12 protein-coding genes and 4 pseudogenes are annotated in these 14535 nt (G+C 38.0%); 3 read left to right on the top strand and 13 right to left on the bottom strand.

Annotated features, from left to right (window positions below; all coding sequences use genetic code 11):
* Positions 1–17: 17 nt before the first annotated feature.
* The 8 genes and pseudogenes from HT671_RS02045 to HT671_RS02010 all read right to left on the bottom strand — a co-directional run.
* Complete coding sequence (locus HT671_RS02045; RefSeq protein WP_100104265.1) at positions 18–569, bottom strand: GNAT family N-acetyltransferase; 552 nt, start codon at positions 567–569, stop codon at positions 18–20.
* Between the two features lie 349 nt (positions 570–918).
* Complete coding sequence (nadE, locus tag HT671_RS02040; RefSeq protein WP_100104266.1) at positions 919–1743, bottom strand: ammonia-dependent NAD(+) synthetase; 825 nt, start codon at positions 1741–1743, stop codon at positions 919–921.
* Complete coding sequence (locus tag HT671_RS02035) at positions 1740–3200, bottom strand: nicotinate phosphoribosyltransferase (RefSeq protein WP_050223552.1); 1461 nt, start codon at positions 3198–3200, stop codon at positions 1740–1742. Before HT671_RS02035 ends, nadE begins: the two co-directional genes overlap by 4 nt.
* Positions 3201–3315: 115 nt before the next feature.
* Positions 3316–3804, bottom strand: coding sequence for a DUF6773 family protein (locus HT671_RS02030; protein WP_000797187.1), 489 nt, complete (start codon positions 3802–3804; stop codon positions 3316–3318).
* Positions 3794–4003, bottom strand: coding sequence for a helix-turn-helix transcriptional regulator (locus HT671_RS02025; RefSeq protein ID WP_001107499.1), 210 nt, complete (start codon positions 4001–4003; stop codon positions 3794–3796). The genes HT671_RS02030 and HT671_RS02025 overlap by 11 nt, the downstream gene beginning before the upstream one ends.
* 385 nt (positions 4004–4388) lie before the next feature.
* The gene (locus HT671_RS02020; RefSeq protein ID WP_000773490.1) at positions 4389–5117 is read right to left on the bottom strand and encodes an ABC transporter permease; all 729 of its coding nucleotides are present in this window, start codon (positions 5115–5117) and stop codon (positions 4389–4391) included.
* Positions 5118–5132: 15 nt separating this feature from the next.
* Positions 5133–6003 (bottom strand): annotated as a pseudogene (locus HT671_RS02015) (ABC transporter ATP-binding protein).
* A gap of 357 nt (positions 6004–6360) precedes the next feature.
* Positions 6361–6546, bottom strand: a pseudogene (locus tag HT671_RS02010) (U32 family peptidase C-terminal domain-containing protein); the annotation flags it as partial.
* On the opposite strand from HT671_RS02010, the gene HT671_RS02005 reads away from it, so the two are divergent.
* Positions 6489–7388: a site-specific DNA-methyltransferase gene (locus HT671_RS02005; RefSeq protein ID WP_309598702.1), complete on the top strand. Its 900-nt coding sequence runs from the start codon at positions 6489–6491 to the stop codon at positions 7386–7388. The pseudogene HT671_RS02010 and the gene HT671_RS02005 overlap by 58 nt on opposite strands.
* Positions 7389–7675: 287 nt before the next feature.
* On the opposite strand, the gene guaA is transcribed toward HT671_RS02005, so the two are convergent.
* Complete coding sequence (gene guaA, locus HT671_RS02000) at positions 7676–9238, bottom strand: glutamine-hydrolyzing GMP synthase (RefSeq protein WP_050208596.1); 1563 nt, start codon at positions 9236–9238, stop codon at positions 7676–7678.
* 232 nt (positions 9239–9470) lie between these two features.
* On the opposite strand from guaA, the gene HT671_RS01995 reads away from it, so the two are divergent.
* Positions 9471–10169, top strand: coding sequence for a GntR family transcriptional regulator (locus tag HT671_RS01995; protein WP_000936194.1), 699 nt, complete (start codon positions 9471–9473; stop codon positions 10167–10169).
* 149 nt (positions 10170–10318) lie between these two features.
* Here HT671_RS01995 and HT671_RS01990 read toward each other — a convergent pair whose 3' ends face one another.
* The 4 genes and pseudogenes from HT671_RS01990 to HT671_RS01975 all read right to left on the bottom strand — a co-directional run.
* Positions 10319–11215, bottom strand: a complete 897-nt coding sequence (locus tag HT671_RS01990; protein ID WP_000071685.1) for a DMT family transporter — start codon at positions 11213–11215, stop codon at positions 10319–10321.
* 8 nt (positions 11216–11223) lie between these two features.
* Complete coding sequence (locus HT671_RS01985; protein ID WP_000872315.1) at positions 11224–12159, bottom strand: serine hydrolase; 936 nt, start codon at positions 12157–12159, stop codon at positions 11224–11226.
* Entirely contained in the window at positions 12156–12881 is a 726-nt protein-coding gene (locus HT671_RS01980; RefSeq protein WP_023936414.1) for a CppA family protein, read from the bottom strand. The genes HT671_RS01985 and HT671_RS01980 overlap by 4 nt, the downstream gene beginning before the upstream one ends.
* Before the next feature lie 83 nt (positions 12882–12964).
* Positions 12965–13054 (bottom strand): annotated as a pseudogene (locus HT671_RS01975) (platelet activating factor); the annotation flags it as partial.
* A gap of 116 nt (positions 13055–13170) precedes the next feature.
* Here HT671_RS01975 and HT671_RS01970 point away from each other — a divergent pair.
* Positions 13171–14497 (top strand): annotated as a pseudogene (locus HT671_RS01970) (transposase).
* Positions 14498–14535 lie beyond the last annotated feature (38 nt).

Here is a 14535-nt window from a genome sequence, read left to right as displayed (position 1 = left end):
GAAACAGAAAATAGAATTCAACATTCTTCCCTACTTATCTGATAATAAATAAGATCCGCAAGATAGCCTTTTCTCTCTACACCATTAACTATCGTTTGTAGATAGGACATTCCAGCCTTCTCCATGACACGACCTGAAGCTGGGTTGAGACTGGCATATCGAGCTTTGACTTTTTGAAATCCTACTTGAGTAAAACAAAAGTCCAAGACAGCTTTTAAGGCCTCTGTCATAAGACCACGACCCCAATAGTTTTTTCCTAAAATATAGCCAATTTCACAAGAAGAATTGTTCTCATCTATTGCAACGATGCTGATATCTCCTATCACTTGCTCTGGGTTTTCTTTGAGACAAATAGCCCATTTGTAATAGTTGGGATTAGTATAGGAAGCAACCCAGTTACGAATCGAATTTCGAGTCACCTCGACATCAGGATGGGGATCCCAGGTAACATAGGTCAGATTCTCAGCGGATGAAGCCCAATTTTGAAACATGGCTTCTGCATCACTCTCCACAAATCTTCTTAAAATCAAACGTTCTGTCTGTAATATTTGCGTACCGATAGATTTCATGATGCTACCTCACTTCCTTATTTCTATGCTCGTAGTAAAAAGGCTCAACTCAGTAACAGCTAGAAAACGAGTTTGTCTTCTAATTTCTTGACGCAGTCGCTGCCTGGTTTGAAATGCGCTCTAGCAAGCTTTTTCAAACCTAGTCATCGTTGCAGGGGTAAGACGATGAAATCGAACTCTTCGAGTTACTGAATCTGCCTCATTTTCTTATTTCTAAACTCGGGGTTCAAGATCCCCCAGACCTTCTCTCACTTTCTTATTTCAAGATGAGAGGCTGAAAACCTCCAGTGGAGGTTTTTCTTGCTTTTTAATTTCAGGGCAAGAAGCTAAAAAGGTCCCCCGGACCTTTTTACTCCCAAAAGTCATCAAATACGGTGATGGGTAAGTGGCGTTTGTGTTGGCCTTTGTGCCACCAGTTTTCGATTCTTGCTTGGGCTTCTGGGCTGATTGTTTTGCCTTCTAGGTAGTCGTCAATCTCTTCATAAGTGACTCCGAGGGCTACTTCGTCAGCTAGACCTGGTTTATCTTCTTCTAGGTCTGCTGTTGGGATTTTTTCATAAAGGGCTGGGTCTGCACCAAGTTCCTTCAAGAGTTGTTTTCCTTGACGTTTATTGAGGCGATAAAGAGGGAGAATATCTGCACCACCGTCACCAAACTTGGTAAAGAAACCTGTGATATTTTCCGCGGCGTGGTCTGTCCCAATGACCGCTCCACTATGGGCACCCGCAAGGGCATATTGGGCAATCATACGACTACGAGCCTTGATATTGCCCTTGTTAAAATCTGAAACAGGACTACCTGTCGCTTCAACAGCAGCTGTCATAGCGTCAGCTGATTCCTTAATATTGACGACTAAACTGACATCAGGCTGGATAAAGGCTAGTGCTTTTTGAGCATCTGCTTCATCAGCTTGCACTCCATATGGCAAACGAACAGCGATAAATTTGTAGCTGTCGTCTCCCGTTTCTGCTCGCAATTCTTCCATGGCCAGTTGAGCCAATCGTCCTGCTAAGGTTGAGTCTTGTCCTCCAGAAATCCCTAGCACAAAGGTTTTAAGAAAGGGATGTTTTTTCAGGTATCTTTTTAAGAAATCAATAGAACGACGGATTTCTTCCTGGGAATCAATCACTGGTTTGACACCCAGCTCTTGGATAATCGTTTCTTGCAAACTCATTCTTCTTCTCCTTCACCAAGGGCTTCCTTGCGCATCTTATCAATCAAGTCCATCTTATCTTGCCATACATCACGCGCCAAATCCACTGGATAGTGCTGCGGATTGAGCACGCGCTTGTATTCATCCCAAAGCTTGTCAAATTCCTTACGAGCATAGTCCTGAATCTCAGTTAAGCTAGGCAGGTTGTAAATCAATTTCCCGTCTTTGAAGATATCCACTAAGAGAGGAACAGCGTCAAAATTACGAACCGTCTTCTTGATGTAAGTATAGGTCGGATGGAACATCTTGATTTCTGTCATGCTGGCAACATCTACGCCGTCATAAGTGATATAATCGCCTTCTGACTTGCCTTTTTCACGACTGGTAATGCGCCACACCTGCTTCTTACCTGGCGTAGACACTTTTTCAGCATTATTTGACAGCTTAATCGTATTGCGCATGTTCCCATTTTCATCTTCGATTGCCACAATCTTATAAACTGCACCAAGAGCTGGCTGGTCATAGGCTGTAATCAGCTTAGTTCCCACACCCCAGACATCAATCTTGGCCTTTTGCATCTTGAGGTTGAGGATAGTATTTTCATCTAGGTCATTTGAAGCATAAATCTTAGCTTCTGTAAAGCCAGCCTCGTCCAATTGCTGACGGACTTTCTTGGAAATGTAGGCAATATCCCCAGAGTCAATGCGGACACCAAGGAAATTAATCTGGTCACCCAGCTCACGCGCCACCTGAATGGCAGCGGGTACCCCAATTCGAAGTGTGTCATAGGTATCCACAAGAAAGACGCAATTTTTATGGGTCGCAGCATAAGCCTTGAAGGCCTTATAGTCGTTACCATAAACCTGTACCAAGGCATGGGCATGGGTCCCCAAGACAGGAATGTCAAAGAGTTTACCAGCACGCACGTTACTAGTTCCATTGGCACCACCAATCACCGCTGCGCGTGTTCCCCAGATAGCCGCATCCATCTCTTGCGCCCGACGTGTCCCAAACTCCATCAAGGGTTCATCTTCGATGACCGAACGAATACGAGCTGCCTTAGTCGCCACCAAGGTCTGGTAGTTAACGATGTTCAAAAGAGCTGTTTCGACCAACTGACATTGAGCTAGAGGGCCTTCAACTTGCACAATCGGTTCATTAGCAAAAACCAAATCCCCTTCTTGGGCAGAACGAACGGTCAACTCCAACTTGAAATTGCGGAGATAGTCCAAGAATGCCCCATGATAGCCTAGAGACTCCAAATAGGCAATATCACTATCTGAAAAACACAAGTCTTCAAGATAATTCACAATTCTTTCCAAACCTGCAAAAACCGCATAGCCATTTTTAAAAGGCTGCTGACGGAAATAAACCTCAAAGACCGCCTTTTTATTGTGAATCCCTTGGTCGAAGTAAACCTGCATCATGTTAATCTGGTACAAGTCCGTGTGCAATGTCAAACTATCATCTGGATACATACTTTTCCTACTTCCTTAGCTAGAAACCCATGAAAATTTTCAAGAACTTTCATGTATTCCAATAAATTAGTACTATTATATCACATTTTAGCTGGATTGAGAAAAGAGTAACAAGCTATTCACTACTCTCCAGTTCATCCATGTCTTGCTCAAATTTTTTCTGAGCCCATTCTCCATAGCTCTTCAGACCGAGATTGCCTATAAAAACCCAAGGAAGGTAAATGACATAAGTAATGACCCAAACAGACAGGTATTTAATGTTCAAAGGATTGTGCTGATAAATTTCTATGTTGAATTGATAATTCTGCAACATCAAAAGAGCCGTAATCGCCAAGGTTAGAAAAAAACAACCCAAAATCGTAAAATGAAAACGACTATAGTAGGTCACTCCCAGATAACGGGCACGATTGAAAAAGAAGAAAATTCCTACTATCAGAGTATAGACTAGAAAATTCGGATTAAAAAGAGATGGAGCCAACACTGCCACCAAATAGCTTAGAAGTACAAGCCCAATAAAGAGGGAAAAGGATTCTGCCCCAGCTTTATTGATTAGTTGTTCTTCTCTTTCGTCAAGTAATTGATAATAATAAAATCTATTTTTCATCTTCTTCCTCCCAAAATAGTTGGTCTAGGCTTTTCCCTAAACATCTGCAAATGGACTGGCAGAGTGAGAGACTGGGATTGTATTTCCCCGCCTCTATCAAACCAATAGTCTGGCGCGTCACCCCCACAGCCTCTGCCAGTTGACCTTGAGTTAAATCAAGCTCTACACGAGCTAATTTTAATTTTAAATTTTTAGCCACCGGCGTCCTCCTTATAGTTTTAATACTCATCTACTCTTAAAAAATCCAAAACCAACACAAGCTGTCAACTATTTATTATAACCCCATTAATTAGCACTCCAGTATTATCTTCAGCCGAAAATCAGTATTTTAGGTTGTTTGAAATAAACTTCCTAGTTTACTCTTTTATTTTTATTTAGTATTAGCTTTAGTAGGATCTTTTAAACGAGTTTTTATTGCTTATATTTCTTGTTTAGTTTAGTTGGTTTCATATCACTATTATATAATGCTTTTGGAAATGAGCCTAGTATAAGTCAAAAACGTGTTGAATAGTGAAAGCAGGAGCATACCAAGATGACTGATTTTTTTATTGTATTTTAGGTATGCAAAATAATACTAAATGAAACTAAAATGAATACTTCTTGCTTTTCTTAAGAGTGAAAAAGTACAATAAAATGATTGTAGTGATTACCACAAGATACTGACTAATAGACATCGTATTTGAAGCCACAAATACAGGTAAAGAATAAAAAGGAAGAAGTTCAATTGCTTTGATAAACAAATCATTACTAGTATTCATCATCATCGTATTTAATATATTAGGGATAAAGAGTAGTAAAGCTACTAAAATACCAAATACCAAGCCACTTTTCAATTTGTATAAATAGAAAATGTAAGATAATAGAAAATAAAACAGGACTAACAAAATTGTATTGACTACAATAGCTACTATAAAATCTAATCCTAAATCACCTGGAATACCCAATTTACTTACTATGACTAGTAACACAATGCCATTCAAAGCATAAATAATGGAAACTGAGATGGCATATAGAAAATTAGACAAGACGTAAATCATCCGATTCTTCTGTTGATTATAAAACAAACTTACCGTATTGTGGGAAAAATCTCTACTAATGACTCGATTAGCATGTATAACAGCCATTAACATACCGAGCATAGCATAAAAGTTTGAAATATGCTTAATACCAAGCGATGTCCCTTGAGTCTTTAGAATAAAGAATGTAACCAATATCGGCGGTATAAACGAGATAAGCAAACCGAGATATATTACGCCTGATGAATATAAATTTCTTATATTTTCCTTAAGAAAATTCAATTTATTTAATTTCATGATTATAACCTTCCTTTATTTTGAACGATTTAGATAAATATCTTTAAGCGTCTCTTTTTTAGTTTCAAAATCAACTACTTTAATAGAGTTTTCGTTAAAAAATTTAAAAAGCTCACTACTTTGAATATTCCCAGACATAGTAATTCTCAGTCCCTCTTCCTGAACAATATCCCCAAATTCTTGTTTGGTAATGAAAATGTCTCTATCTGTAGCTGATGAAAAAGCTATCTCAAACAAGAAATTATGACTATCTTTTCCTACTTTTTGAAATGTCAAAAGCCCGTTCTCCAAGAAAAGAACCCTCTCACAAATTTCTTCAATATCTTCTAATTTATGACTCGATATTAAAATTCCCACATTTTCATGTAAAGCTAAATTTTTTAGAACCGATAAAACTATTTGTGATGATTCAATATCTAAACCATTAGTCGGTTCATCTAAAATCAATATATCAGGTTCCGTAACGAGAGTTAGAAGCAAAGCTAATTTTTGTTTTGTACCCAAAGAATAGGTCTTTACTTTTTTATTAATAGACTGAGTCAAATCTAACTCTTGAATCAAACTTCTAAATCTTTCTTGATTGTAGTCAACACCATATAAATTTGACAAATATTTTAAATTCTCTAAACCTGTTTTAGATAAAAATAATTTTGGTTCTTCGATTAAATACCCAACATTATCACTGCTTATAATATTACCTGAAGTCGGTTGATTATTCTGAACAAGAATTTTCATCAACGTACTCTTACCAACTCCATTTCTCCCTACTAGACCAACAATTTCACCCTTGTTAAGTGCAAAATTTATATCTTTGAGAATGATTGAATGACCATAATGCTTACTTACATTTATAACTTCCATTTTTTATTCCTCCATCAATATTCATGGTTTGCTCTTTGATTCTTATTGAGTTTAAAAAGTTGCGCCTCTTTTTAACAACATTATATCATATATCTAACTTAATGCAATATATAAATGTCATTTTGTAAGATTTTATTAGCAAAAAAACTCTCTACCATAAAAAATAGAGAGTGTTAAGTTTAAATATAGGATTTCAAAATATCGATGATATCCCTTCTTTGTTTAATTTAATATGCTTTGATACCTAAGCTTCGACTTTATCACTTAAAAAATAAAAAAGGACAGCTAATCCCTTGCGCATCAAGGGATTTCGCCATTCTTTAATCTTGTTTAAGTGTTGTATATGGAGCTTTGCATAATTTTTTAACACTAAACAACTACATTAAGCTCGAACTGTGACACTGGTTCCATCTTCCTTATAAAGATTGATGAGACCCTCTTTAAGAGCTCGAACCATGTCTCCAGCTTGAACAGGTTGTGGGACTTTAATAGTCAAGAGTTCCATTGGATTTGGAGCACGGTCGATTTTATTGCCTTTGGCATCGTGAAGATCCTCAATATAGGTTTCAATTTGAAGATACATGGACTTCGATTGAGGATTACAAAGAATTTTTATCTGTAAGATTAGAAGAATGCAAAAGAGTGCTAAAAAATAGTGGCAGTATTTTCGTTCATTGTGATAAAATTGCAAATCATCATATTAGATTAATTTTAGATAATATCTTTGGAGCAGATATGTTTCAAAGCGAAATTATATGGAACTATAAACGGTGGTCTAATTCAAAAAAGGGATTATTGAACAATCATCAAAACATTTACTTTTATTCAAAGTCAAAAGATTTTAAATTTAATACAATTTTTACAGAGTATTCTTCTACTACAAATATCGACCAAATACTAGTGGAACGAAAACGAGATGGAAACTCTAAAACTATATATAAAGTTGATAATAATGGTAACTATCTTCTAGCAAAAGAGAAAAATGGAGTTCCCCTTTCAGATGTTTGGAATATACCATTTCTTAATCCAAAAGCTAAAGAAAGAGTAGGTTATCCTACACAAAAACCTATTCTGTTATTAGAACAAATTATAAAGATTGCTACTGATAAAAATGATATAGTTTTAGACCCGTTCTGTGGAAGTAGAACTACTTTAGTAGCCTCCAAGATTTTGAATAGAAATTATATGGGGATTGATTTATCTGAGGAAGCTATCAATATAACTCAGCAACGTCTGGAAAATGTTATAAAAACAAGTTCAAATTTATTGAATAAAGGAATCGAAGCATATAGAACCAAAACTGAGGAAGAGGAAAACATTCTTAAATTATTACAGGCAAAAATTGTTCAAAGAAATAAAGGAATTGATGGTTTTTTACCTAAACATTTTCAAAAAAACCGATACCTATAAAAATTCAAAAAAATAATGAATGTCTGAATGAAAGTATCTCTTTATTACAGAATGCTATAAACTCCAAAAAACTTGATTTTGGAGTAGTTATAAAAACTCATTCAGATAATTTATTATTTGATTTTGATACGATTCCTGAAAATATAATAGTAATTGACCATTTTGAACTTACAATCGAAAAATGGTTAAGTAAAAGTCAACAGTTACTATAGTTTGCAAATTATTTACAGAAAGAACAAAAAATGCTCTGAAACACTGATTTCAAAGCATTTTTTATTAGTTTAAAATTACTCCCACTCAACTGTTGCAGGTGGTTTACTTGTAATATCATAGACGATACGGTTAACATGATCCACTTCGTTTACGATACGTACTGAGATTTTTTGAAGGACATCCCAAGGAATTTTGGCAAAGTCCGCAGTCATACCATCAATAGAGGTAATAGCACGGATTGCAATCGTGTAGTCATATGTACGACCGTCACCCATAACCCCAACTGAACGAACGCCTGTGTTAACTGTGAAGTATTGCCAGATATCGCGGTCAAGACCAGCTTTAGCAATTTCTTCACGAAGAATAGCGTCCGACTCACGAACAGTTTCTAGCTTTTCTTCAGTGATTTCACCCATGACACGGATCGCAAGTCCTGGTCCTGGGAATGGTTGGCGCCATACGATATGGTCTGGCATACCAAGCTCTGTACCAAGGGCACGAACTTCGTCCTTGTAAAGAGTATTCAATGGTTCGATCAATTCAAACTGCATGTCTTCTGGAAGACCACCCACGTTGTGGTGTGACTTGATAGTTTGAGCTGTATCCGTACCAGACTCGATAACGTCTGTATAAAGAGTTCCTTGAGCAAGGAATTTCACATCTTTGAGCTTGCTTGCTTCGTCATCAAAGACATAGACAAACTCGTTACCGATGATTTTACGCTTTTGTTCAGGGTCAGAAACTCCTGCAAGTTTATCAAGGAAACGTTTAGCTGCGTCTGCTTTGACGATATTCAAACCAAACTTACCACCAAGCATGTCCATAACTTGGTCCGCTTCTCCTTTACGAAGAAGACCGTGATCCACGAAGATACAGATCAATTGATCGCCAATCGCTTTTTGGAGAAGAACTCCAACAACTGAAGAGTCAACCCCACCTGAAAGGCCAAGAAGGACACGTTTATCACCAACAGTCTCACGGATTTTTTGGATCTGCATGTCGATGAAGTTATCCATTGTCCAATCGCCTTTAGCCTTACAGATGTTAAGGGCAAAGTTACGAAGGATATCATTTCCGTATACAGAATGACGAACTTCTGGGTGGAATTGGATACCGTAAATGTGTTTATCTGGATTTTCGATGGCTGCGTAAGGGCAGTCAGCTGATGTTCCAGTACGAACAAAGTCAGCAGGAATCTCAGTAACCGCATCACCATGGCTCATCAATACAGTTTGTTCATCAGGTGTTGATTCAAAAAGAGATGATGGTGTGTGTGTTAGGGTTGATTGACCGTATTCACGATTTCCAGCATCACCTGCAGGAACAACTTTTCCTCCAAGTTTATGGGTCAATAACTGCATACCATAACAAATTCCCAAAATTGGAATTCCGAGTTCGAAGATTTCTGGGTCAATATCAAATGAACCATCTTCATATACAGAGTTTGGACCACCTGATAGAATAATTCCTACAGGATTGACTTCACGAACTTCAGCAGCTGAAATTTTATGGCTCTTTAGTTCTGAAAAAACACCAATCTCACGGATACGGCGTGAAATCAGCTGGTTGTATTGGCTACCATAGTCCAATACGATGATTTTTTCTACATCTTGCAAATCAGTTGAAATGTTGCTCATCTTTTTCCTTTCTCAAAAGAAATATCTTTTCCAATATTCTATCACAAATAAGGGCGAATTACCAACTAATACTCAATGAAAATCAAAGAGCAAACTAGGAAGCTANNTTTGAGGTTGCAGATAGAGCTAACGCGGTTTGAAGAGATTTTCGAAGAGTATAAACAAGGCGAAGTTTGACTTTTTCTAGTTTATTGGGGTACAATAGAGAAAAGATAGAAATGAAGTGAAAAATATGCTACCTGCTTATATGAAAATCCATGATCAGATTAAAAAGGATATTGACGAGCACCGTTGGGCTATTGGTGAGAGGCTTCCCAGTGAAAGAGATTTAGCAGAGCAGTTTTCGGTCAGCCGCATGACCCTCCGCCAAGCCGTATCTCTATTGGTTGAAGAAGGTGTCTTAGAGCGCAGAGTTGGAAGTGGCACCTTTGTGTCCAGTACTCGGGTACAAGAAAAGATGCGAGGGACAACCAGTTTTACTGAAATTGTTAAGTCCCAAGGTAAAGTACCCTCTAGCCAGCTCATTTCCTACAGAAAAACCATTCCCAATGAGCAGGAAGTTGCCAAGCTAGGAATTTCTCCTACCGAAAATATTATCCGAATGGAGCGGGTCCGCTATGCCGACAAAGTTCCTCTGGTTTATGAAGTTGCTTCTATTCCTGAAAAATTCATTAAGGACTTTAAAAAAGAAGAAATCACTAGTCATTTCTTCCAAACACTGCAAAAACATGGCTACCGTATTGGTAAATCACATCAGACCATCTATGCTCGCCTTGCTAAGGAAAAAATCGCCCACTATTTAGAAGTTGAAAAAGGACATGCTATTCTTGGTCTGACTCAGGTTTCCTACCTAGAAGATGGTACTGCTTTTGAATACGTAAAAAGTCAATATGTAGGCGAACGTTTTGAATTTTATCTTGAAAACAATTAATACTCTTCGAAAATCTCTTCAAACCGCGTCAACGTCGCCTTGCCGTACTCAAGTACAGTCTGCGGCTAGTTTCCTAGTTTGCTCTTTGATTTTCATTGAGTATAAAATACTACGCAAAAACTCTCTGTCACGGACGACAAAGAGTCTTTTTATTTTTCTAAGACTAAATCTTTCAAAGAAATCAGGGTTACAGCAAACAATATCATTGCCATACCAAGAAAATCAATGGGATAAAATTGTTCATTCATGATTAGGAAAGCAAAGAAAACAGCCGAAATTGGCTCAATTGAAGCCAACAAACTTGACTTGACCGGCCCAATCAGACTGGCTCCTTTTAGAAAGGCTGTATAGGCAAAGACAGTCCCGATAAGGATAATGCCCGCAAAAGCGAGGAGAAAATCAAGACTTGTTGGGATAGTAGTCTGTAGAACTCCTGTAAAAGGAAGGGCAACCAAACCTGCTATAACCATTCCCACACCAATGACCAAACTGCTCCCCCACTTCTTAATCAAGGCTATGGGTAAAATGATATAAAGTGCGTAAGTCAGAGCAGAAAAGAGACCCCAAAACAGGTCTGCAGGTGTCATGGATAACTGGTCCACCTGCCCATGTGTTGCGATCAGGAAGGTTCCTCCGATGGCTAATATGATAGAAACAATCTCTCCCAGTGTCGGTGCCACCTTATCCTTGATACAGCTATAAATCAAAATTCCGACAGGACAAACATACTGAAGTACTGTCGCGGTACCTGCATTGGTCTCCTGAATAGCAGTTAGATAGGCGAATTGGTTGAGGAATAGACCAATTAGAGCAAAAATAAGAAGAGACAGCAAACTCTTCTTATCCGTTAAAAAGGCCAGCATTTTATCCTTTGCAGTGGCATAAGCCAAGAGCATGAGAATTCCACCAGCGATTAAAAGGCGCAAGTTGGTCAAGACCAGAGCTGAAATTCCGTGTGCCATCAGGTATTGGCCACTCGTTCCTGACAAGCCCCAAGCTATCCCTGCCACAACTGTTAGTAAAGTCCCTTTTAAACTATTTGACATGTCTCTCCTTACTCTTCTTTGCGAATCAAGTTCATCACTTGATTGCGGTCTACAATCCATTGAGCCCTCTCATCCTTTTCATAGGTACGATTCGATAGGAAAATGGCCGCTTCTTGCTTCTGACGATTCCACATGATAAAGGTACCTGTATAGCCCGTATGGTCTAGCCAATCTCCTTCCAAATTCCATGCCAAAGAACGTTCCTTGTCATCCAAAGGTGAAAAATTTTGACTCAAATCTCTTGCAAAATCATCTGCTAAATAGTGTTCTAAAAAGATTTGTAAATCCTTTACAGTCGAAAACAAACCAGCACTACCTGCATGTCTGCCCAAGAGGCGAGCCTTGGGATCATGTACCAGACCTGCCTCGACACCTCTAACTGTTGGAACAGCAAGCTCAACAGGTCCAAATTGGGTTTCCGTCATTCCCCACGGTTTCCAAACTTGTTCTTGTAAAATCACATCCAAATCTTGATTAAAAATTCTTTCCAAAATAAAGCCCAACAGCAAAAAATGGACATCCGAATAAAGAAAGGCTGGCTGACTTCGTCTGTTGAGATGAAACATCGCTTCCTTTAATTCAGGGGCTGTTAAAAGATCACGATTAGGAATAAAAGGATCAAGGTCTGTTGCATGAGTCAAGAGCTGGCGAATAGTGATGTCTGGATAATCACTCTCAGCTAAAAAATCTGTTACCGGTCTGTCAATATCTAATTTGCCTTTTTCCCACAAGAAGGTAAAAACGGTGCCAACGCCAACAACCTTGCTGACACTAGCTAGGTCATAAACTAGTCCTGCCTCAGTCTGCAAGCCATGCTCTGGGTGACTCTGGCCAATATAGAACTCCGTCCATTGATTGTCCTTAAAATACGCAAAAGAGGCTCCGGGATAAATCCCTGCCTCGATTTGTTCTTCTATTTTTTTAATAATCTGGGTCCACTTCATACTTCTTCAAACCACAATTCAACATTATTTCTATCTTTTCCAAGGAAGAATTTTTCAGACTTAGGAATAAAATATTCTGTAGACTCAAACTTCTGGCGAAGACTTGATATATCTAGTTCATTGACCAAGAACTTGAGCATAGATAAGTCCCAGGTAACCGTATTGTCCACAGTCAAATCCTTCCCCTGAGCTGGAATAAAATCAAGGGATGCCCCAATTTCAGATGATTCCAAGAAACTTTCGATATCAGTTTGGAGATGTAATTCCATAGAAATCTCAAATTTACTTAAAGAGATTGATGCCAAATCTGTTTGAAATTCAGGCTTTTCTCCTACTTCTACTAGACTTGCTCTGTCATCTTCTGCATGAATCAAAATCAAATCATCTTCTGGTGAAAAAATTTCAAAAGCGTAGCCATTTTGACCTTTATATAATCGATGAATCGAATCTGTTTTAGATAAGAGTCCCTCGATTTCTAAGGGATTTTCCACCTTGATAATCAATCTAGCCAGTTTTTTTCGTCCCTCTACCTTACGAGTACGCATGCTTGGTGCTTCTTCTAAAACCAGCTTTTCAAGACCTGTTTGGTCCCCTAGTGATAGGAAGGCTGATTCCTCTAACAAGGCCTTCATGCCAAGGGTTTCAATATAAAATGTTTCATTTAATTTTCTATTATTAACTTTTAAAGTAGGAATAATCCGTACAATCTGATTTACATTCATAAATTCCTCCATCACTTTTTATTTTAAAGGATTTTAGAATTTTTTACAAGATATTATGCTCAAATTTAACTTTATTTAGCTATTTAGTAAAGATAGCCTTTCAAGGCTTTTGTCAAAACCTGATAACCAGCAACACTGAGGTGCAGTCCATCAGTTGTATATTCTGGCTCTATAATATTTGTAGTGGGTAAATCCCCTATAGATATTATGGAGCCTATTTTTGTGTAGAAAAAAAGTCCCATATGACCTATAATGAAAAGCGACAAAACAACTCATTAGAAAGAATCATATGGAACAATTACATTTTATCACAAAACTCCTTGACATTAAAGACCCTAATATCCAATTTATGGATATCATCAATAAGGATACACACAAGGAAATCATCGCCAAACTGGACTATGAAGCTCCATCTTGTCCTAAGTGCGGAAGTCAAATGAAGAAATATGACTTTCAAAAACCGTCGAAAATTCCTTACCTCGAAACGACTGGTATGCCTACTAGAATTCTACTTAGAAAGCGTCGATTCAAGTGCTATCACTGTTCAAAAATGATGGTCGCTGAAACTTCTATCGTCAAGAAGAATCACCAAATCCCTCGTATCATCAATCAAAAAATTGCTCAAAAGTTAATTGAAAAGATTTCTATGACTGATATTGACCATCAGCTTTCCATCTCAACTTCAACTGTCATTCGAAAGCTCAATGACTTCCACTTTGAGTGTAATTTTAGAAATCTGCCTAAGATTATGTCTTGGGACGTTGAAACAGTCCAGGGAGTGACTGTTTCAATCGGGAGATGGAGATGAGCTTCATTGCGCAAGATTTTAACAATCTCAATATCATCACTGTTCTTGAGGGAAGAACACAAGCTATCATTCGAAATCACTTTCTTCGCTACGATAGAGCTGTCCGATGTCGAGTGAAAATTATTACTATGGATATGTTTAGTCCTTACTATGACTTAGCTAAACAGATTCGCTTTCAAATTTCTAGGCTCAGGCTGAAACAGTCTCCCAGACTGTTTCACTCCCGAATGCTAAAATCGTGTTGTATCGCTTTCACATTGTACAACATCTTAACCGTGCTATGAGTCGTGTGCATGTCCAAATCATGAATCAGTTTCATCGAAAATCCCATGAATACAAGGCTATCAAGCGCTACTGGAAACTCATTCAACAGGATAGTCGTAAACTCAGCGATAAACGTTTTTATCGCCCTACTTTTCGTATGCACTTAACCAATAAAGAGATTCTTGACAAGCTTTTGAGCTATTCAGAAGACTTAAAACACCACTACAATCTCTATCAGCTCTTGCTTTTTCACTTCCAGAATAAGGAACCAGAGACATTTTTCGGACTTATTGAGGACAATCTTAAGCAGGTTCATCCTATTTTTCAGACTGTCTTTAAAACTTTCCTCAAAGATAAAGAAAAGATTGTCAACGCCCTTCAACTACACTATTCTAACGCCAAACTGGAAGCGACCAATAATCTCATTAAGCTTATCAAACGAAATGCCTTTGGATTTCGGAACTTTGAAAACTTCAAAAAACGGATTTTTATCGCTCTGAACATCAAAAAAGAAAGGACGAAATTTGTCCTTTCTCGTGCTTAGCTGACTTCAACCCACTACAGTTGACAAAGAGCCGGAAA

Origin of the sequence: Streptococcus sp. 2741 (genome assembly GCF_013276315.1) — a bacterium.
GTDB classification, from domain to species: Bacteria; Bacillota; Bacilli; order Lactobacillales; family Streptococcaceae; genus Streptococcus; species Streptococcus pseudopneumoniae.
The sequence above is the reverse complement of the archived record's forward strand: the minus strand, read 5'-3'. Positions and strand labels throughout refer to the sequence as shown.